Annotated in this window: 20 protein-coding genes; 2 read left to right on the top strand and 18 right to left on the bottom strand. The window is 38.0% G+C overall.

Annotated features, from left to right (window positions below; translation table 11 throughout):
* Nucleotides 1-84 precede the first annotated feature (84 nt).
* Nucleotides 85-489, top strand: coding sequence for a hypothetical protein (locus tag N39L_RS30950; RefSeq protein ID WP_014277323.1), 405 nt, complete (start codon nt 85-87; stop codon nt 487-489).
* Nucleotides 490-1,106: 617 nt separating this feature from the next.
* On the opposite strand, the gene N39L_RS30945 is transcribed toward N39L_RS30950, so the two are convergent.
* The 13 genes from N39L_RS30945 to N39L_RS30885 form a co-directional block, all read right to left on the bottom strand.
* The gene (locus N39L_RS30945) at nt 1,107-1,526 is read right to left on the bottom strand and encodes a hypothetical protein (protein WP_006617031.1); all 420 of its coding nucleotides are present in this window, start codon (nt 1,524-1,526) and stop codon (nt 1,107-1,109) included.
* Nucleotides 1,527-1,691: 165 nt separating this feature from the next.
* Nucleotides 1,692-3,017: a cytochrome-c peroxidase gene (locus N39L_RS30940; RefSeq protein WP_231852039.1), complete on the bottom strand. Its 1,326-nt coding sequence runs from the start codon at nt 3,015-3,017 to the stop codon at nt 1,692-1,694.
* 32 nt (nt 3,018-3,049) lie between these two features.
* Complete coding sequence (locus tag N39L_RS30935) at nt 3,050-3,721, bottom strand: hypothetical protein (RefSeq protein WP_014277322.1); 672 nt, start codon at nt 3,719-3,721, stop codon at nt 3,050-3,052.
* Between the two features lie 214 nt (nt 3,722-3,935).
* Nucleotides 3,936-4,388: a hypothetical protein gene (locus N39L_RS30930; protein WP_014277321.1), complete on the bottom strand. Its 453-nt coding sequence runs from the start codon at nt 4,386-4,388 to the stop codon at nt 3,936-3,938.
* 140 nt (nt 4,389-4,528) lie between these two features.
* A complete protein-coding gene (locus N39L_RS30925; RefSeq protein WP_014277320.1) occupies nt 4,529-5,263 on the bottom strand; it encodes a hypothetical protein in 735 nt (244 codons plus the stop codon).
* Nucleotides 5,264-5,438: 175 nt separating this feature from the next.
* A complete protein-coding gene (locus tag N39L_RS30920; protein WP_231852038.1) occupies nt 5,439-6,149 on the bottom strand; it encodes a hypothetical protein in 711 nt (236 codons plus the stop codon).
* 140 nt (nt 6,150-6,289) lie between these two features.
* Nucleotides 6,290-7,300: a hypothetical protein gene (locus N39L_RS30915; RefSeq protein WP_006617037.1), complete on the bottom strand. Its 1,011-nt coding sequence runs from the start codon at nt 7,298-7,300 to the stop codon at nt 6,290-6,292.
* Nucleotides 7,301-7,352: 52 nt separating this feature from the next.
* The gene (locus N39L_RS30910) at nt 7,353-8,702 is read right to left on the bottom strand and encodes a vWA domain-containing protein (protein WP_014277319.1); all 1,350 of its coding nucleotides are present in this window, start codon (nt 8,700-8,702) and stop codon (nt 7,353-7,355) included.
* Nucleotides 8,703-8,820: 118 nt separating this feature from the next.
* Nucleotides 8,821-10,587 (bottom strand): group II intron reverse transcriptase/maturase, encoded by a 1,767-nt coding sequence (gene ltrA, locus N39L_RS30905; RefSeq protein ID WP_014274168.1) that lies wholly within the window; start codon nt 10,585-10,587, stop codon nt 8,821-8,823.
* Between the two features lie 748 nt (nt 10,588-11,335).
* Nucleotides 11,336-12,682, bottom strand: a complete 1,347-nt coding sequence (locus N39L_RS30900) for a protein kinase domain-containing protein (protein WP_006616386.1) — start codon at nt 12,680-12,682, stop codon at nt 11,336-11,338.
* A gap of 4 nt (nt 12,683-12,686) precedes the next feature.
* Nucleotides 12,687-13,613, bottom strand: coding sequence for a PP2C family serine/threonine-protein phosphatase (locus N39L_RS30895; RefSeq protein WP_006616385.1), 927 nt, complete (start codon nt 13,611-13,613; stop codon nt 12,687-12,689).
* A 12-nt stretch (nt 13,614-13,625) separates the two neighbouring features.
* On the bottom strand, nt 13,626-14,258 hold the full coding sequence (locus tag N39L_RS30890) for a vWA domain-containing protein (RefSeq protein WP_006616384.1): 633 nt from the start codon (nt 14,256-14,258) through the stop codon (nt 13,626-13,628).
* Nucleotides 14,259-14,390: 132 nt separating this feature from the next.
* Nucleotides 14,391-15,266, bottom strand: a complete 876-nt coding sequence (locus N39L_RS30885) for a ParB/RepB/Spo0J family partition protein (RefSeq protein ID WP_014277318.1) — start codon at nt 15,264-15,266, stop codon at nt 14,391-14,393.
* 68 nt (nt 15,267-15,334) lie between these two features.
* On the opposite strand from N39L_RS30885, the gene N39L_RS30880 reads away from it, so the two are divergent.
* Nucleotides 15,335-15,478 carry a hypothetical protein gene (locus N39L_RS30880; RefSeq protein ID WP_157888753.1) on the top strand — a complete coding sequence of 48 codons (144 nt, stop codon included), beginning with the start codon at nt 15,335-15,337 and terminating at the stop codon, nt 15,476-15,478.
* A 320-nt stretch (nt 15,479-15,798) separates the two neighbouring features.
* Here N39L_RS30880 and N39L_RS30875 read toward each other — a convergent pair whose 3' ends face one another.
* The 5 genes from N39L_RS30875 to N39L_RS30855 all read right to left on the bottom strand — a co-directional run bounded on the left by N39L_RS30875 (nt 15,799) and on the right by N39L_RS30855 (nt 20,027).
* Complete coding sequence (locus N39L_RS30875) at nt 15,799-15,954, bottom strand: hypothetical protein (RefSeq protein WP_231852037.1); 156 nt, start codon at nt 15,952-15,954, stop codon at nt 15,799-15,801.
* Nucleotides 15,955-15,975: 21 nt separating this feature from the next.
* The gene (locus tag N39L_RS30870) at nt 15,976-16,203 is read right to left on the bottom strand and encodes a hypothetical protein (RefSeq protein ID WP_014277317.1); all 228 of its coding nucleotides are present in this window, start codon (nt 16,201-16,203) and stop codon (nt 15,976-15,978) included.
* A 16-nt stretch (nt 16,204-16,219) separates the two neighbouring features.
* Nucleotides 16,220-16,996 (bottom strand): GUN4 domain-containing protein, encoded by a 777-nt coding sequence (locus N39L_RS30865; RefSeq protein ID WP_014277316.1) that lies wholly within the window; start codon nt 16,994-16,996, stop codon nt 16,220-16,222.
* Between the two features lie 138 nt (nt 16,997-17,134).
* Nucleotides 17,135-18,415 carry a serine hydrolase gene (locus N39L_RS30860; protein WP_231852036.1) on the bottom strand — a complete coding sequence of 427 codons (1,281 nt, stop codon included), beginning with the start codon at nt 18,413-18,415 and terminating at the stop codon, nt 17,135-17,137.
* The gene (locus N39L_RS30855) at nt 18,408-20,027 is read right to left on the bottom strand and encodes a protein kinase domain-containing protein (RefSeq protein WP_006616734.1); all 1,620 of its coding nucleotides are present in this window, start codon (nt 20,025-20,027) and stop codon (nt 18,408-18,410) included. Before N39L_RS30855 ends, N39L_RS30860 begins: the two co-directional genes overlap by 8 nt.
* Between the last annotated feature and the right edge of the window lie 96 nt (nt 20,028-20,123).

Genomic DNA, 20,123 nt, shown 5'->3' with positions numbered 1-20,123 from the left:
CTACTATATCTAACTGCTGTTGGGTTTCACTGCGTTTCACCTAACCTACTGCTGTTGGGTTTCACTGCGTTTCACCCAACCTACATGGCTGGGGTTTTGGGAAGTATGAGAAAATTAGGCGATCGCACTATATCTAACTGCTGTTGGGTTTCACTGCGTTTCACCCAACCTACTGATGTTGGGTTTCACCCAACCTACATGGCTGGGGTTTTGGGAAGTCCGAGAAAATTAGGCGATCGCACTATATCTAACTGCTGTTGGGTTTCACTGCGTTTCACCCAACCTACTGATGTTGGGTTTCACCCAACCCACATGGCTGGGGTTTTGGGAAGTGGTAGAAAATTAGGCGATCGCACTATATCTAACTGCTGTTGGGTTTCACTGCGTTTCACCCAACCTACTGATGTTGGGTTTCACCCAACCCACATGGCTGGGGTTTTGGGAAGTGGTAGAAAATTAGGCGATCGCACTTTCCCCCAAGTGGAGTAGGTTGGGTGGAGGTCACGAAACCCAACCCTACCATCTCTAACTGATGTTGAGTTTCACTCAACCTACATGGCTGATATTTTACCTTGACAAATACCCGGATTTTACCTATCCTATAAGAATAGAAAACTGTGCCGCTATATATATGAATTTTACAGTGGGTAAAACCAAAGCCAACCTATCATTGCTACTGCCTCGCCAACCCGCGATCATCATAAGTTTAGTAGTAGGTTAGGGGTCGGAAAACGGCACTCTCGCTGGTTGGGTTTCACTGGGTTTCACCCAGCCCAAATCGCTACATAGCCGTTCTGGCAAAATGTTCATCTCCCAATAAATATAATCAATTTATATATAATCATATAATCAATTTATTTTTTATCAAAAATGGCAAATATCATGTCGTAAATAATTACCCTAAAGTTGTTTTTTCCAACCTAATCCCACTGTAATTTGTAATTAATCCAACTGCATAAGCTTAACCAAAAAATTTGAATTTCAAAAAAAATAACAATCAGAGTTATATCTTCAGTTATAATTTTGTATTCCCACAATAATTCATTAAATCTACCATTAACAAATAAGACAATATGAATAATTAATAAAGCTCTTAACCAAGAAACTTATAGTTTCTTGATTAACAAAAAAATACAAGGCATTGAAAATAAATAAAAAAACCAATAGGTGGGTAAACCCCAAACAATTTGATGAATTAATTTTACCAATAAAATTTGTTTTAACTCTGCCAAGATCATCAAAGTTAAGACACAAGTAAATACACTAACAATTACAGCAATAGTATTCATAAAACAGTGATACTTAAAAGAGATTAAATTATTGTGATTAGGCAAACGAAAAAGAGTATATCCTGGAGGTGGCAGTAGCCAATCATTCAATTTACTTGCCCGATATTTAACATATAATGTAATCTCAAACCACGGTGTTTTAGTATAAAATTCTGAAGGATTATTTAAAATTGTTGCGACCAATAAAATTACAAAAACTAAAAGGGCTATAAATAGTGCAAGTTCAACTATTGTCATAATAAATAATTCTAAAATAAACTCTTAATTTACCTAACCAAACAAAACATATTTGACTTTATAAATCCAAAAGGATAGAGTCATTAAAACATAATTTTTAAATCGGTATAATTATCTTGAATGGCTTTAAAGATTCAAATATAATTTGATTATTTTACTCAAAAATTAATCACAATTTAATTGTTTTCTTGACAAATCATCATTGTTTGGAAAACACAAGCTACTAGGGATTTTGCTTGGAACATACCGAATTAAATTAGGATCTCGTAATCCAGTTTCTACAAAATAAGTTAAATCATCAACTTGCTTATTAGTTAGGTTAAGAGGCTTAAAAAATATACTTAAGTTACCAGAATATTTAGCCTCCATCTTTTGAGGTTTTGCATTATTAAAGTATTCAACAATTTGTCGTACAGTTGTCAAAGATGCACCATGACCATAAGGAGAGCTATCTATTAAATTGTAAAGCGGCGGAACCTTGAACTTAAAGTCATCCTTGGCTCGTTGTGTAGCTGTACCTCTCCCTAAATTTAATCCAGTCCAATCTTTTGGATGGTCATCAAAGCCTACTGCATAAAATTCGTCTCGTGCTAAGTTTGATCCAGTATGACAGTGAACACAAGATGAACTAAAAAAGGTAATTGCGCCTCTAATTTGATTTTTTGACATAGCCATTTTATTACCTTTTAGCCATTTTTGAAAAGGCGCTTCATTACTTAATAAAGTCCGCTCATAAGCTGCAATTGCTAATCCTGCTCGTTTCAAGTCTTCAACTTCTGATCCTACATAAGGGCGATCAGGAAAAGCACTAGCAAATAGCTTTTGGTATTCAGGTATGAGAGCGATCGCGGCTGTTCCTAATTTATGGACGTTCATTGCACTAATGGCCTGGGTTTCTAACCCATCCAGCTTAAATCTATTAATATCGAAGCTCTGAATTAGCTTCTCTTTGCCATTAACTCCAGTAGAGCCTGCACGCCCATTCCATAACATTGCTTTTTGGTAAGCACTGTTTAATACAGATGGAGCTAAAATATTTTGCTTATCAATTTCAGCAGGGAAAGCATCGGGATCTGGATGTCGCAATTTACCTGCTCCTATTCCTCCTGTTCCTAATGCTTGTGGCAAATTTGATCTAAATCCAGCTTCTGCAAAATGACAAGATGCACAGCTTGCTTCCTGCCAATGTTTACTATTAATTGGATTAATAGACAAAGCCGTTTCATGGAACAGCATTTGACCAAGATAAATTTTTTCTTTTGTTAATTCATTTTGAGGATCAAAAGGTATTGCACTAAGATTTTCTGAATCAGGTAGAATAAAATACTGATAACCACTATTATTAGGGGCGATCGAATTAATTAACTGCCTAAGCTGCATATCCAAATAAGTATGCTCAGGATCATTGGCAGAAAGAACTGGTTGTTCGACAGAGAAAATCACCCCAAAAATTATTACTAGGCTTAAAATAAACTTCACAAACATAAGCATGATTCAGGTTATATTTCCCATAATTTTAAATCCTAAATTCTGCGTAAATTTCTGTTTAAAACAGCATTTAATAAATCTCGGCAAACTGCATTCAAGTTGGCGTTGGTAATTTTCCAGAATCTTCCTGTGCGCTTGTTGCGAACTATCAGATTAATATTTGGATATCGTCGTGCTTGTACAAATGTATTGCTTGCATCAGCTACTAAAATATTCTGGGAATTTAAATCACTAGCAATATTCCCTCTATTGTTATACTCAGCAGTTGTCATGTAAACACCATCTTGCGCTGTAAGAAGTTGAATATTCCCACTACTATCTTCATAGGCTACAGCTTCATATTCATCACTCATTGAATCTGCTTGATGACCTCTGTCTCGCTGAAGCTCTCCGATTCTAATAGGAGAGTTAGTACCAACAGGAAATAACAATTTAGCATCTTCAGGCATTTGCATAAGCTGGCGGCGCACACGATTGATAGAACTCATTAAGCTAGGACTCGTACTTAAATCTACGGGTTGTTGTCCTAGCTGATCTAACCCTAATTCATGAGGCGTAGCTACAGCATAAATAGTTCTTAAGTCAATTAAATTCTGGTAACCAGAGTCAATTGCATCTGAGGGCTTTGATACATTTATAATCAGTGCTAAAGAAATTAAAAATGATAAAGCTAAAGCCAATGTTCTCAACAGAGAGTATTTTTTCATGAGATTTTTTGTAATTTTAACAAAACGTCAGAAGTCGGTAAATGTTGTAACGTTATCAATTACCACTTCATTGTAAACTAGATTAAGTTTAACTGCATAGATTAATTTATATGAATTTCTTATTAAAATCAATTATCGCCAAAAGATTTCCAAACTAAATTGAACTTCTAAAGACATAAAAATCGACATATTGCTCGGTCGAGAGTTTCCTTAGTCATAATTTAAGTTTTTGAAGTATGCTTTGGCAATAGTAATCTAAAGGAACGTTAAGAATTTGTTGATCATGATTGTTTGTATTATCTTTAATCAACAAATCAATTGTTTTTTTGGATTCTAAGTTTTCCAAGTAATTAAGTTGTTGAGTGATCAGTTTTAGTGATTGTCCCACGGTTAACGAAACCCAATCTCCTTGAGAATCTTTAATATGACTAGCACTGTATAAAATATTTATTATCTCATTATTGGTCATGGAAATTTCTGAATATTTGTCATAAAAAATATCCTTTGTTGAAAACCCAGATCCTAAAGCTCTAGCGATATCTCTGAAAACAGAGCTAAGTTTTAGCAACTCTTTCTTAGAAACTTTACTATATTTTTTTATGTCTATTAAGCTTATATTTGACGACTTAAAATCAATTAAATTGTAGATTTTTTCTTGAATATACATATCATTAATAGTATCCGTAAAATGATTTTCAAAGAGGTATGTCAAATCAAAAAAAATAGAAAAATTTAAGATGGACGTTAACAAGAAGATTAACAAAAGTTTCATTGCTTATTTTATTGATAGTTGAAAAAATTTACCAATTAATATATTCGTAAAGTTTGGTTTAAAACAGCGTTTAATAAATCTCGTTTAACTGCATACAAGTTAGCATTGACTATTACCGCTTGTCTTCCTGTGCGCTTGTGGCGAACTATCAGATTAATAGTTGGATAGCGTCGTGCTTGTAAAAATATACGGCTTGCATCAGCTACTAAAATATGTTGAGAGTTAAAATCAGTAGAAGTGTTACCTTGGCAACTTAACTCGGATCTTGACAATGAACACTGGTGTCTTAGGAGGTGACCAGTGCCTGACAATGCTGCTCTTGTCATTGCAGCTCCATCTCCCGCTGTAATAGATTGAGCGTTTCCGCTGCTATCTACATAACCTGTAGCTTCATATTCATCACTTCTTGAATCTACTTGATGACCGGTATCATTTGGAATTTCTCCAATTCTAATAGGAGAGTTAGTACCAACAGGAAATGATAATTTAGCATTTTCAGGCATTTGCATAAGCTCTCTGTTCACACGCTTTATAGCCCTCATTAAGCTAGGATTCGCACTTAAATATACTGGTTGTTTTCCTAGCTGTTTGAACCCTAGTTCATTTAGTTCATGAGGTGTATATACAGCCTCAATAATTCCCAAGCCAATGAAATTATGATAACTAGAGTCAATTGCATTTGTAGTCTTGGATAAGCTTATAATCATTACTAAAGAAATTAGAAACGAGAAAGCCAAGGCTAATCTTTTCCAGAAAGCGGATTTTTTCATGATATTTTTGGTGATTCTTTAAAACTTAACGTCAGAGGCAAGTCACTGTAGTGACGCGCTTAACTACAATCTAAACTAGATTAATTTGAACTGCATCGATTGTTTTTGTTGATTCAAAATAAGCCACCTTTCACTTGATAATCTTATCAAGTGAAAGGTGACCGAACTTGAACGGTTAAGAACTGCGCAAGTTGCTGTTTAAAACAGCATTTAATAAATCTCGGCAAACTGCATTCAAGTTTGTATTTACCATTACTGCTCTTGTTCCAGTCCGCTTGTTGCGAACTATCAGATTAATAGTTGGATAGCGTCGTACTTGTAAAAATGTACGGCTTGCATCAGCTACTAAAATATGTTGAGAGTTAAAATCCATAGCAATGCTACCGTTACCAAGTAACTCTGCTGTTGTCATTTCAACTCCATCTCCCGCTGTAAAAGATTGAGGGTTTCCGCTGCCATCTACATAACCTTCACCTTCATATTCATCACTTCTTGAATCGGCTTGATGACCTGTATCCTGTGGAATATCTCCCATTTTAATAGGAGAGTTAGTCCCAATAGGAAATATCAATCTAGCATTTTCAGGCATTTGCATAACCTCTCTGTTCACACGCCTTATAGAATTCATTAAGCTAGGGTTCGCACTTAAATCTACGGGTTGTTGTCCTAGCTGGTCTAATCCTAGTTCATGAGGTGTGGCTACAGCGTCAATAATTCCTAAGTCAATTAAATTCTGATAACGAGAGTCAATTGCATTTGATGGCTTGGATAAGCTTATAATCAGGGCTAAAGAAATTACAAACGAGAAAGCCAAGGCTATTTTTTTCCAGACAGAGGATTTTTTCATGCGATTTGTTCTTCCAGTAAAAATCAAAATGGAAAGCAAGCAACTTTAGTTTTAGGGGTTATAGTTGAGATTGCCTGAGAGTGACCTAAACTTCATTTTAGACAAAATCCATTTGAATTGGGAGGGTGGATATATATGTTTTTATTATCTGAACCATTACCTCCAAAAACTTTTATAAATTACTGATACCGACCAGACATCAAATTTGATGATGGCGAGTTCTGATTGATTTCTAATTGAGTCAAGTCAATATCCGACTCTAAAAATGTTAAGCCTTCGTTAACTGCTGAATTAACTATATCTCTTAAAATTGCTTGGATACTAATATTTTTCATCAGATAAATTGTGTTACTGTTTGCTTCAATACAGACTAAGCTTAAAACTTCTACTGTATCGGATTCCTGAATAGAGTTGTTATTCATTCTGTCAGATAATTCATCAATTAGCTGTAATATATCCTGCTTTGTAAATGGTAAGGCTTGCTCACCAGAAGCATCTAAATATCCAATGGCTTCTAGATTTAAATTGTTATTGAGGTTAGTTGTATGATTGTTGTTCAAACTAATTGGCTCATTTGTTCCTAGCGAATACCTTATATGTGCTGTGTCCGGGAAAGATAAAATATTTTTTTTCGCTAATTCTATATACTTAGAGTATTGCTCTTGAGGAAACGAACTTTCTAAGTTATATAAATTTGTAGAAATTGGTTCGTGAGCTTCATATTGACGGGATAAAAATTTAGGATATCCAAAATATTTATATCCAAATACCATCAAAATAAACAGCGAAAAGGTTGCCAGTATGAAAGATATAACTGTCACTTTTATGTCGTGCTTTTTTGTCATTTTAGGAGTTCCTAATCCAGAGCTATGAGTAGATGAGACACCAATTATTTTTAGTGCAATTGCCCATGAATCGACCGCCCATTTAGACATTTCGAGAGACAATCCACAGTTATTTTGCAATTTTTGAGAAATATTTTGTATAGATAATTCAGGCGGAAGCTTGCTTGAAATCAAATCATTAGGTACTCCCTCCCTATGTGCATCAATTAAAATTTTGATTTCGCGTTTATAAGCAGGACACATATCTCGCAAATATGCTTCGCATCTTTGCCTATCTTGCAACAAGTTTGGATCTTTAGCAATTATTTCTCCAAGCACTTTCCGAGGGTGGGGCTGATTTTTCATTAGTTTTTCATTGATAAAGATGAACTTGACTAAATATTAATTTTCCACTACTTTACCAAACTCCACCACTAGAAGAAACTTCAGGACTTGGAGGCAAAGCAATAGATAAATTACTCTTAGAAGATGAATCAGTTTGGCTAACCGGGGATGATGCTGCTTTCAATACTATAGTGGATGACCACTTGATGTATTTAAATAAAGCTTCTGGGTTGTTAGCTTGCAATGGCTTTAGCTCTGTGTGACCAATAAATTTTTGCAACACTGCCTCATCGGCATCTTTGCCGATAGCAATAGCAATTCTGACTGCTTTTTTCCCCCAAGGCTGCTTCATAAGCTCATCCAGTCCACTTTGAAAGTCATCAGTGGGCTGGCCATCTGAAATTAATACTAAAACAGGAGGCAGAGCTCTTTCATTCATGGGGGGTATTTTCAACTCTTGCGAAACTAGCTTTAAAGCTGTACCCATATCGGTTCCTGAAGAAGTTGTCCCATCTGCTAACTTTTGAGTCACTTCTTTTGCGATCGTGTCTGCAACTGTTCCTAATAGATCCTCAAAATTATGAACCCCCTTAGTTTTTGTAATATTCCAAAACTCGCCACCTGTCATGCGGGCAATAGATTTATGTGCTCCTTCTCTTCCAGAAACGCCCAAAACATGACTGGTAATTGATGCACTTTTGAGTTGGGAAACAATATCAGAAAGCCCTTCATTGCCACCCATTTCATCTGAGATAATGACTAATATTCGAGTATTTTCAGAAGAATTATCAAACGTATTAATAACATGAGGAAAAATGTCAACGGTGTCGCGTTGAGCTAAATAGCATCCCCCGCCTCCAAATAAACCGAGAGATAGAGATTGAATATTTTTCTTAAATCTTTCAGGTGTATTTAAAGGCCATACACCAATGGTATAACGAGACAAATTATAAACTTTATAGGCTTTGCCCATACTCGATCCGCGATGACCTCCAATATCAAAACCAACCAAACCTAATCTGACATTAGCTCCAGCTTTGATAATTTGATCTGCAAATGAAACGCAGCTCCTTTTTACAGCATCAATTTCATCGCTCATACTGCCACTTGTATCTACTAGAAATACAATATCTAACTTGGGTTGCTGAAGTGGATCCGCAACTAAATCTTTCCACTGAAAGTCTGATATCGGAATAGCTGATGGAAAATACCATTCTGCCCCATGAGAAAATTTTAAAACTCTTAGAAGCACATTAGCATTAGGATTCTCACTTGCTACAGTTACCATATGGGGTAACGCTTCGCGAATTGCAGCGTTTAAAGATTGAATTTTACCTTCCACTGACATCGACCCTGATGTATCGCAAATCCATATAAAGTTAAGAGGTCTTACTGATAAACTTCCGCCAGGTCTTTTTACCATTTTTGCCACCAGCTATTTGTGAGTAGGGGTCGAGAGAGATGTCGCCATCTCCCCCTCCCATACAAAACCGTACATGAGACTTTCACCTCATACGGCTCCTAGTTTGACCGTCTCCTTGTTAAGAGTACAGCATCATCTCTTCATCAAGAGCTGTTTTATCGTCGTGACAATGGCGGTGTAATAATTGAAGATTCTTGTAGTCATCCTTTCCGCCTTGGCTTCTAGGTACAATGTGGTCTATTTCAATTAAGTCTGATGGGGTAAAGAATTGCCCACACCAGGTACATCTACCTTTTTGTTTTTTGAGTAGTTTTGCTACCCTAATTGGCGTGTCGATTGCTTGTCCTTTCCTGGTTGCCCAGTAAGTCCAATTTCCGTCGTATGGTGTTGCGTCGGGGCGTATTAGGGTATGTCTGACAATTGGAGTCCAGTTATGTTTGAATAGATGTAACCCATCTTTGGTTTGGAATAGCCAATTTTCGTGTCTTTCTTTCCCATTGCTAAGTTTAATTGTTCCATGTCTGAAATAATTACTTAGCTTTTCGTGATTTGCCTTTCCGCATCTTGATACTGTCCATGCCTTTAACATTTGCCAGATTGTTTTGTCTAGCTTATTGAAGGTCTCTGTTGAGACTACCGCTGAGTAATAATTTGACCATCCCCGAATAATTGGATTTAGTCTACTAATCAAGGCTGATTGAGGTGCTGTTCTATGTTGTTTAATCACACCTTTAATCACTTCTGTGTGGGCTTTAACTGCTTTGTTGCTGGGTTTTATGTGGGTTTTATGTCCGATTAATCGACTCTTAGGCCCCCCTGTTTTCCCAGATTTATACTTTCCTACGGGATATTGCCTGATATTGAATCCTAGAAAATCAAACCCAGGTTCCTCAATCTTGCCATTATACTCAATAGGATTGAGTGTGTGACATATTCGGGTTTTTTCAGGTCTAATCTCTAGTCCTACAGGTTTTAGCCATATAGAAATAGCAGTCATGCACTGTTCAATGATTCCTAGGTCTTTGGAGATGACCACAAAATCATCGGCATATCTTATAAGGTTTACCTGATTGGTGCTGCCTTTATTTGGATACATTTCTTTGACTAACCTTTCTATTCCATCCAGTGCGATGTTGGCTAGTAGTGGACTTATTACTCCTCCTTGGGGTGTCCCTGCTTCTGTATCCTCAAATACACCGTTATCTAGCACGCCAGCTTTGAGCCATTGTTTCAGGTCTCTCTTCAAGCTGCTTGGACAATGAATTTTGGACAATAGGTAATCATGGTTTATTCGGTCAAAGCATTTTGCTATATCAGCATCAAGAACATAGTATTGTCCTTGATTTATGGCAGTATATATTCTACTTATTGCATCTTGTGCTGACCGTCCGGGTCGGAACCCATAGCTTGTGCCTTCAAACCTCGATTCCCATTCAGGTTCGAGGGCCGACTTAACCAAAGCTTGCCTTGCTCTATCTTGGATTGTGGGTATGCCTAGTGGGCGTTTTTCATCCCTACCAGGTTTTGGAATCCACACCCTTCGCAGTGGTTTTGCTTTGAGGTTTCCCTTAATGTTTTTGACAATTTCTAACCTTTGTCTTGGAGAGATTGCTCTTACTCCATCAACCCCGGCTGTTTTCTTGCCTTGATTATCTTGGGTCACTCGCCGCACTGCTAAGAGCCGGGCATAATACGATTTCACCAATAGACGTTGCAACCTTCGTGCCTTTGCGTCTTGTCCCGATTTAGCTGCTTGAAATATACTCTTTTGGAGCTTGAAAACTTTCCGTTGAACCTTAGTCCATGGGATTGCCTTCCATGCGTTGTTCGTAGTCTTGATTGGTTTGGGTTTACCAAATCCTTTCTTTAAACTCGCTATCGCCATTTTGACTCTTATTAGACTCTATTCTTACAATCAAACCGTGACCTGTTAGCATATCCCTACCATTACAGCAGGGCGTTGGCTTCTGGTCACATCTCACATCCTCTAGGACTTGCGGTTACACTTATCCCTACTGATATCTCGACCAGATAATCAGAGTCCAGGAGGACTTAAAACGTTCCGTTTATATGGGCATTCCATCTTTAGATTTGTCCTCTCCACCGGGGTACTTTTAAAGGTCTGTGTAGGTAGTAAAAAAAAACCCCTACTTTTCCCCTTACTCTTTTGAGCGCAGCGTATCAACCTATTTCGCTACTTACTCTTTACGATGGTTCAAGCCAGACATTCGGTTTCCCTAATCATGGATGGTTGGCAGTGGTCTCGTTTCTGGTGTTAGGTTGCACCTCGGAGCCTTCCGTTCCCCGCTTCAATCCTGGGGTTGTGATTCCCAAAACTGGGGGTGGCTATCGCCGTTACCCTAATTTCCTAACTTTTACTTATCCATTTTTGGACATCCTATAAGGAATTTGTATGAGTTAGTTTGTTTTGACCTTGGGTTCCCTGCCTTGATTTGTATCGTAGGATACTAATCGTTGGGACATATAAACAGTTATGAGGATGGTCAGGAGTGCGCTCCTTATATTCAACCAAGGGGTTGAAGTCCCCACCAGGCGGTTATTTCGGGTATTGCAACCCTATTTCATGCCTGAACGTCTCGCACTTATTTATAGAGCATAGCATAAATTTATTTTCAAGCTCTTATTTCTCCTTCATCTTTACCAAAATTAACTTTTGTTCCTAAAGCTAAAGTTACACTTCTACCGGGTTCTACCTCTTTGATTGAATTATTAACATTAGCTACCCACTTTTCATCTGAAAGATTTTTTAATCCCCAAACATTTGGCTGAGTGGGATGTTGGATTACTTCTGCGATCGGATTTGAAAAATCATATCGTTTTTGATCATCAACATGATGCGGGAAAATCTTAGTGTTGTTATTGAGCATAATAATGTTCTTCTTAAATCTAATTCTGGGTGGGATAGCTAAATGGCTTTCACAAGACCAGCATTTTCCTGGATCGCCACTAGATGATTTGAGTTTGTCTAAATCGTAAAAATTTTCAGATCCACAGTTACTACAGTAAAAAATAGAATCTCGCAATCTAATCATTTCTCCTCGCCATATACTTTCTGCTATTCTGCCATTTTCTGGATCTCGAAGACCTTGAGTAAAAGCTTTAGTAAATAAGTCACGAAAGAATTTAGGATAAATTTGCCAAAAGGCAAGAGCATTATCTCCACATTCTCCTGTTTCATCAATATCTTTGGAGAGAGCTTCATTAGATGTATCATCTGTATCAAAAATGAAAACTGGCTCTTCTCCAAATATTTTTCTCCGCGCTGCTAAATCCCAACATTTAATTTGGAGCATTTTTTTTCCACAAAGCGGGTGATGAACATGAAATAAATAAAACAGAAGTACCGCTAGAGAATAAAGGTCGGTAAAACTACTAGGATGGGACTTGCCTATTACAATCTCGGGAGCCATAAAATCAGGAGTCCCTCCAATCATACCGGGCTTGCCATTAATATCTACATTATCATTATCACAAATTCTTACTTCTCCTGTATCTGGGTCAAAAAAAACATTTCCAAATGAAATATCCCGGTAACATAATCCTTTTGAGTGGAGCTGATAATAACTATTTGACAACTCAAAACCTGCTGTTGCTAGTGCATGAAAACTGGGCTCTACTTGCCTTTTCATCATATCTACCACGCCTTTAAATCGGCTTTCTCGAAGTGGCATAATATAACCATAAGTTTCAGGGATATCTGGTATGTTTACTATCTCTAATGGCCACAAAAATCTGTCAGTCGGTATTCCCAACTTTATAGCTTCTTCTAATCTACTTTTTTGCTTATCATCTTGATTTATCCATTCTGGGAAATACCATTTCAAAGCTAAAATTTTATCTTTTAAATTGACTTGATATACTTCTCCCTGTGTTCCTCCTCCAAGAAATTTTTCAACTTTGCCTTGTGTATTGGATTGAACTGTAAAAAAAACTTGCCCATTTTTAAGTAGTTGACTCATTTTATTACTCCTGATTTATTACTTGATTGTGGCACAAATTATTGGATTTATTTTGATGTAGCCGCTTAATAATCCCTAGTGTAATATCATCGCCACTTCCTTGTTCAGAAGCACTTTTCAAAAAATTTTCTAATTGATTTTCTAACTCAATGAGGTTATTAGAATAAGTCATTTCCCAGTAGTCTTTTCCAATTTTTATAAAATCTTCCTCTGTTCGGAAAGAGTTAGAATATCCATCAGTTGAAGCCAATACTAACTCTGGCATTCTCTCTGGATAAGGAACTAATCTAACTTGAAACTCTTTCCAAGCATCTGGTAAACAAAGAGAAGTTGTTTGATTTCCTAAAAATCTTTTGTCTAAGCGTAAAGGTCTTTCTGTTCTTCCCTGTTCATCAACGCAAAGAATATCACCGTCGCCCAGTTGAATATATAAGATAAAAAAATCAGTAACTACAATAGATAGCAAGGTTGTTCCATAGGCAATAAATGGATTTTTTTCAACTTGTTCTCGCTGTTGAATTCCTTCTTGATTTTTCAATTTTATCCACTCTTCATCTGTAAAAGGATGTTCTGAAAAATTTTTCTGAACTTCTGATTTCCAATTTTTAATTAGTTCCTTTGGCAAATCTAGTTCAGCTATTTGTTTAATGGATGCTAAATTTTGCACTAAATCAGTTTTGGAAATCTCAGTTAAGAAATCCTGTAACGTTTGTTTGGCTGAATTAACAGCTAACCTAGAACCTTGGTCACTACGAAAACTTTTAGAACTCCCATGACCATCAGCAACCACTAAAATTAATGAATGGCCTTTTTTTGAGTCTGGCCACCACCCCATAGCATCTTGATTAGGTAAATTATTTCTTACATGGGAAGAACCTCTAACTGTCTTTCCAATAACTTGCCATTCCTGCTTGTTATGATGATTGGACATTTATTTCTCCTTTTACCAAACATCATCTACTGAAGGTGTGCTTGCTGGAACTACACTTGGAATTGGTACAGTCACTGGTGTGTGAGATGAGCTTGAAATTTGGCTAGGTGGTGAAGATGCAGACTGTAAAACCACTGTTGATACCCATTTAATTCTTTCAACTAAAGCTTCTGGATTGTTCGCTTTAAGTGGTCTTAACTCAGAGTGACCAATAAATTTTTGCAACACTTCTTCGTCAGCATCTTTGCCAATAGCTATGGCAATACGCACAGATTTTTTGCCCCAAGGCTGCTTCATGATATCATTCAATCCGGCCTTGAAATCATCGGTAGGCTGACCATCTGAAATTAATACCAGTACAGGAGGTAAAGCCCTTTCTTCCATAGGAGGAACTTTCATTTGTTCTGATAGCATTGATAAAGCTTTGCCCATATCTGTTAGAGCATTCACATTAGCTTCCAAATCTTTCCATTTAAACTCTTCAATTTTTGTCGGACTAGCAATATGCCACTGTGCTCCGTTAGAAAAATTAATAACTCGCACCAAAACCTGAGCATTTGGGTTACTACTAGCTGCCGCTTGCATATGGGGAATAGATTCCCGAATAGCAGCATTTAATGATTGGATTTTACCATCTACCGTCATTGATCCAGAGCAATCACACAGAAATATGAAGTGCAAAGGTCTGGAAGCTATTTCTCCACCCGGTCTTGTAGGCATTCTCGTTTATTTTTGATCGATTCACACTTTCTCTTGGCCTTATCCTAGCATATTTTTTTACTCCGACATGAGCAACTTCAACTGTTTCAGTAAGGCTTCAATTTCGGAACGTTGTTGAGGAGATAGCCTAGCCTTTGAACGTCGGAATTGTTTCGTCATGTCGGATATCTCAGTTTCCAATTGGTCTGGCATTTCTGATACTTTCCTTTCCCTTACCAATTTTTGCACCTGTCTCAAGGTCAAGTTTTGAGCGATCGCCTCTGATAGCAGCGCCAACCGTTCCTTCTCGGACTTTAACTTGGCTATTTCCTTGGCTTTGGTGTAATCAATCTCTCCCTCACCCAGAGCTTTCATGATTTCTGGTGGCAGTTTCAACATAGGTAATTGATTGCTGACGAATGAATCCCAGGACATCCTACCTAGGGAGTCAAATGTGGATTTCACAATTTCGGCTTCTGGTTTACCCATAGCGCTATGGGTAGTTACTTTTTTCTTAGCGTCGTTTTTCATTCGGTGCAGTAGCGATCGCACCTTTTCCACTGAGTCATTTAAGTTGATAGCCAACAGCCGCAAAATCGCCTCGGTTTCTTCAATCGGGTTCAAATCCTCCCGCTGGATATTCTCAGTCAAAGCGCACTGCAAAGCCTCAGCATCGCTCATCTCCTTAACTTGGGCCGGTATCGTCTCAAGTCCCACAATTTGAGCCGCTCGATAGCGACGCTCCCCCGCCACTAACTCGTACTTACCCTTATCAATCGGTCGCACAATCAAATCCTGCAGGATGCCACTGCTTTTAATACTGGCAGCCAGTTTATTGATGCTTTGCTCAGAAAAATACTTTCTCGGTTGCACTTTCGAGATCACGATTTGCTTGATGGGAATTTGACGACGATCGCCAAATGTTCGGATTTGATAGTTTGGTAGAGTTTTCATCGGTCCTTTGGCAGTGCAGTGGTTTTCGGGTTTCCCTAAAATAGTTATCGGCTCGGATCGATAAATTTATGCAATTTAGCACCCGAGTTTCCAGTCATTCTCTCCTTCCCACCCATCAAGGAAAAATGACTAGACAGGCGATCGCCTTTTTTCCCAATTTGAGTAGGTTGGGTGGAGGTCACGAAACCCAACGCCACCATCTCTTAGTATGACCTTTTTCCCCCAATTTGAGTAGGTTGGGTGGAGGTCACGAAACCCAACGCCACCATCTCTTAGTATCGCCTTTCCCCCCAATTTGAGTAGGTTGGGTGGAGGTCACGAAACCCAACGCCACCATCTCTTAGTATGACCTTTTTCCCCCAATTTGAGTAGGTTGGGTGGAGGTCACGAAACCCAACGCCACCATCTCTTAGTATGACCTTTTTCCCCCAATTTGAGTAGGTTGGGTGGAGGTCACGAAACCCAACGCCACCATCTCTAAATGATGTTGGGTTTCACTGCGTTTCACCCAACCTACATTGCTACTACATTGTTACTCCTCTGCGGTTAGCCGGTAAGCCGCGATTACTGGGGGTAAAGCAGTAAGCATTGCCATCAATCTTATGAATATTCTCACGTAAGAAGCGATCGCAATTTGCTTCAGGAACAATAATCGTTTGATAGAGTCTTCGTCCTGAGAGATTTTCATAATAGGGAATCCAGAGAACCCCTAAATTCCCAAATCCATGCTCAAAATGAAGAGCCTCACCTCTTTTTTGAGCCTCTGCCTCAGTTTTCCAAGCCGACTCCGCAATCTTCGACCTTCAAAATCAGCACTGCGCCAGTTAAGACGGGGATAGGCGAAAGAAGTCTCTATTGTGGCTAAAGTGCCAAATAGTAAGCCTAGAAAAGCCAGGGCAATTTTCTGCATGGGAAAATCCATAAATTTAGATTTCATAGTGTAACTTACGGGGTTAAAGCCTACATTCCAAAAACCGAGAATTTTCCACAATTACACCCCCACAAAAGCCAGGTGCTCTCCCTGAGTCACAGGCTGTGTAACAATGATTTACTGAATTTCCCGAATCACAAGGTAAATGTCCTGGAGGTGCTTGCAAATAAAATATAAAGTTCTGGTAATCCCTCTTATAAGAAGGAGTAATCAACCATCCCAAAGCTGCATATAACCGAAGAGATGCTTGAAAAACTTCACGATTTCGCTCCCCCTCCATTAACCCTTGAAGTTGAGTAGTATTGAATTGCTGTCTCCAAACTTTAAGTTGAACACTATAACCAAAGTTTCCATTTGAGTGCTTCTTCCAAACCTCATCAATTCTCCTCAAATCTGAACAAGAAATTTGAGCAATTTCTTCGGGACGGATTTGTCTTCCTAAATTGCCCCATCTATTACCAACTTGCTTTATTAATTCCCAGTTTTGCTCATCAGCCTTACGCCAGTCTCCCTCCTGTGCAAAGTTTTCTAAACGAGAATACATAGCCTCCACATCCTGTCCTCCTTGGCTCTTTAAAACAGGCAAACTAGACCTGGTTATAAGAACATGGTATTGGCTATCTATTTTTGAATGAGCAGGAAATTGAACCAAAATAAGCAATAAAACAATGATTGATAATCCCCAAAAATAAAAAAAATTTTTGTATTTTATTAACTTCGGGTTGTGCATAGTCATAAGCTGAATGAAGAGTTTTCCAATAATTAAATCAAGGAAAAGTGAAAAATTGATCGATGTCAATTCTAACTTTATCTATTTCTGTACCGTCCGCAATCTGCTGAATGTTGCAAGTCTCTGCAAAAACCCAGTCAGATACCCAAAATAATATCAGAAATACACCCCAATGATTTGCAAATTTTAAAAAACTCATTATTTTCTTTACTCGAACATTCTTTCATAAACTAAGCGTGAAATAATTGGAAAAAATTCCCAATCCTCTCCATAAGCAGCCCCATCGCCAAAGACTGATATAATATAGGCTCTATTTTTAGACCTATGATGAATTAAAGCGACTTCGAGCCGAGAATCATTAGTCCACCCGACTTTTGAATAAAAATCAATCTTTTGTCGATTTTGATAAATTCCTTTTCCTAAAAAACCATCAACTGAATCATATTCCTCGGGCTTCCAAACTTGAGGATTTAAATCTATTTTAAGCAGTGACATTATTTGCATTGATGCAGTTTGAGAAACAGCTTGATAAGTACCAATTTCATACATTAATCTAGACGCATGTCGAGCCGTCATTTGATTACGAATTGGAGGCTGATTATCACCACGCATACGCAGATCCCATCCTTGAGGATAATTCATTCCCAAATAGGGTATGGGAAAATTTTTCTGACTGATATTTATTCCTGAATATCCTGATTTTTGAAAGAAATAATTGACAGAATAGCGTTTATTTAGCCAAGTTTGGTAGTCTTCTGTATGGGAAATAGATGTGGTATCAGTGATAAAATCTACAATTCGGCTAGCTGCTTCATTATCAGATTTTTGGATGAGTTTACAAATAGTAGTAACACATCCCATTTGTGGTAAATCAATTGGTTGAGGAGGAATGTTGCGCTCTGCTTGTAAGGAATAATACGCGACTAACCAAAACAATTTCGGGATACTGGCAGGATAACGAAAAACATCAGCTTGATAAGTGCCTTCAGTTTGTTGATTTAAATCAATCAAGTGTATAGATAAAGAATTAGTTGGCAGACCTCGCATTCTGGCAGTATAAACTACTTCATTAACAATCTTTTGTAAATTATCATTTGGATTAAAGTGAGTAGGATTAGTGACATTATAAACCCAATTGGGGTTAATACCTTCTCTTGATTCCAGTCTAGAAGTTATATTTAAATCTACAGAATCTGGAGATAAATCTATACTATTAGGTGGCTCTCTAAAAATTGTATTATCTAAATAGCGATCATCATTTAATGAAGGTTTATGAGGAAATACAAAGTACAAAATAGCTGCTCCACTTAGTCCTAAAACTAAACTAACTGACATAACAATTGTAGTCCAAGCTAACCTTGATAAATGCTTTTTATTCGGGTAATTGTTAGTCGCTAAATAGGCACGTCTCAATCCTTGACGTTCACCCTGATTTTTATGATTATTTTTGAAAAAATATTTATGCACAGCCATGATGTATTTAATCAACTTTTTGATACCAGGATATTTTTAACTGATTATTTTCTTTTTTTATGGTATATCGATATCTGGATGTACTGAAATAAGCATTATTGGGGTCGGGTTTGCCGTTGCGATATAATGTGCCATCTTCTGTAACTATCAGCTCTATTGTTGCATTGTTTTCATCTGATTCAAAACGCTCTACAGAATCAACGCGCTGAATTCCATACTGATAATAAGCATTATTATTTTGTAGCCAAGTTATGGGGCCATCGGCTTTAACTAAATCAGTGAGTAATGCACCTGTGGTTAAATTACGGGCAGCATCTCGACTATAAGGAGGTGCAAAAATTTGGGATTTAGACTGAAGCCATTGTTTAACTAATGCAACCGCTTTTTCTTCTGTAATAGATGGTATTGCTTGTACAGCAGGCTTTGGTGGCTGAGATTCTGCTTCTGATTCCGATTGCGATGGTGTCTGGCTTGCAGAAGCTGTAGTTGTCGGCTGAACCTCAACGGCTATAGGATTGTCTATTGCATTATCAGCAACACTATTCCAAAATCTTGAGACAAAAAGTCCAACAATAATGCAACTGCCAATTATTCCGCCCGTTAATACTGCTTTAGCCCATTCTGGCATTGTTGATGGATTTTGTAATGCTGTCGGACTCATAGACTGAGCTGGAGAAAGAATAGTAGCTGCTTGACCTACGGGAACAGAAGAAACAATTGTTGGAGGTTGCTGGTTGGGATTGCTAGAAATTATTGTAGCTGTAGGTTGCCCAGTCCGGGAAACAGAAGTACCTGTATGAGATGTGAAATTCAGCGCAGCTCGCATTTCGCCAGCCGTCGAAAAACGCTTGTCTGGATGAGATTGAATAGCTTGTTCAATGGCGTTAGCAAAACTTGGTGTAATTGTCGGGACTTCAGAGCGCCAAAGGAGATTTCCGCTAAGAGGATCTGTTGAAAATTCTTGGGGAACTTTTCCAGTTAGGCAGAAAATGGCAGTCAATCCTAAAGCGTATAAATCACTGCTGTATATAGGGCGACCTATAGCTTGTTCACTAGCCATGAACCCCGGTGTACCAATAACCACCGATCGCGTCGGATTTCCAGAGTGACTCAGTACGGTTCCCATCGTCTCTTTGACGGCACCGAAATCGAGCAATACGGGTTCTAAATTGCTCGATCGCAGCATAATATTGTCAGGTTTAATGTCGCGATGAACAATTTGCTTACTGTGAACATATTCCAGAACAGACAGTAAGCTGACTAACATAGCTCGGACAGAGCTTTCACGCATTGATCCGTGGCGATGAACGTAGTCCGTTAAGGTTTGACCTTCGATCCACTCTTGAACCAGATAAAATAAGTCATTTTCACGAAAATAGGCGTAGAGGGTTGGAATTTGTTGATGAGCCGTTCCCAGTTCCTCTAAAATAGCAGCTTCTCGTTGAAACCGATCTTGTACTAATTGATAAATATCAGGATTATCCGTAACAGGCTTTAGTTGTTTAATGACGCACCTTCGCCCGGATGGCATTTGAGTATCTTCAGCCAGAAATGTTTCTCCAAAACCGCCAGAACCTAAAGGCTGAATGATTTGATAGCGGTGGTTTAATAAAGAATGGTCAGCCATAGTAATTCCTTAACCAGTTCATTCTAAGTACGAACTGTCTTTATTGCTTATACCTATTTATTCCAACAATAACACGCTTAACTCTGAAACTCAAGC

Source organism: Limnospira platensis NIES-39 (assembly GCF_026000695.1).
GTDB classification, from domain to species: Bacteria; Cyanobacteriota; Cyanobacteriia; order Cyanobacteriales; family Microcoleaceae; genus Limnospira; species Limnospira platensis.
The sequence above is the reverse complement of the archived record's forward strand: the minus strand, read 5'-3'. Positions and strand labels throughout refer to the sequence as shown.

Coding starts and splice junctions, on each gene's coding strand:
- N39L_RS30875 (WP_231852037.1), bottom strand. CDS start 15,954: ATGAAAATCTCTCAGGACGAAGACTCTATCAAACGATTATTGTTCCTG.
- N39L_RS30855 (WP_006616734.1), bottom strand. CDS start 20,027: ATGGCTGACCATTCTTTATTAAACCACCGCTATCAAATCATTCAGCCT.
- N39L_RS30925 (WP_014277320.1), bottom strand. CDS start 5,263: ATGAAAAAATCCGCTTTCTGGAAAAGATTAGCCTTGGCTTTCTCGTTT.
- N39L_RS30885 (WP_014277318.1), bottom strand. CDS start 15,266: ATGAAAACTCTACCAAACTATCAAATCCGAACATTTGGCGATCGTCGT.
- N39L_RS30880 (WP_157888753.1), top strand. CDS start 15,335: ATGCAATTTAGCACCCGAGTTTCCAGTCATTCTCTCCTTCCCACCCAT.
- N39L_RS30910 (WP_014277319.1), bottom strand. CDS start 8,702: ATGGTAAAAAGACCTGGCGGAAGTTTATCAGTAAGACCTCTTAACTTT.
- N39L_RS30915 (WP_006617037.1), bottom strand. CDS start 7,300: ATGAAAAATCAGCCCCACCCTCGGAAAGTGCTTGGAGAAATAATTGCT.
- N39L_RS30895 (WP_006616385.1), bottom strand. CDS start 13,613: ATGTCCAATCATCATAACAAGCAGGAATGGCAAGTTATTGGAAAGACA.
- ltrA (WP_014274168.1), bottom strand. CDS start 10,587: ATGGCGATAGCGAGTTTAAAGAAAGGATTTGGTAAACCCAAACCAATC.
- N39L_RS30935 (WP_014277322.1), bottom strand. CDS start 3,721: ATGAAAAAATACTCTCTGTTGAGAACATTGGCTTTAGCTTTATCATTT.
- N39L_RS30945 (WP_006617031.1), bottom strand. CDS start 1,526: ATGACAATAGTTGAACTTGCACTATTTATAGCCCTTTTAGTTTTTGTA.
- N39L_RS30940 (WP_231852039.1), bottom strand. CDS start 3,017: ATGCTTATGTTTGTGAAGTTTATTTTAAGCCTAGTAATAATTTTTGGG.
- N39L_RS30890 (WP_006616384.1), bottom strand. CDS start 14,258: ATGACGGTAGATGGTAAAATCCAATCATTAAATGCTGCTATTCGGGAA.
- N39L_RS30870 (WP_014277317.1), bottom strand. CDS start 16,203: ATGAAATCTAAATTTATGGATTTTCCCATGCAGAAAATTGCCCTGGCT.
- N39L_RS30900 (WP_006616386.1), bottom strand. CDS start 12,682: ATGAGTCAACTACTTAAAAATGGGCAAGTTTTTTTTACAGTTCAATCC.
- N39L_RS30930 (WP_014277321.1), bottom strand. CDS start 4,388: ATGTATATTCAAGAAAAAATCTACAATTTAATTGATTTTAAGTCGTCA.
- N39L_RS30950 (WP_014277323.1), top strand. CDS start 85: ATGGCTGGGGTTTTGGGAAGTATGAGAAAATTAGGCGATCGCACTATA.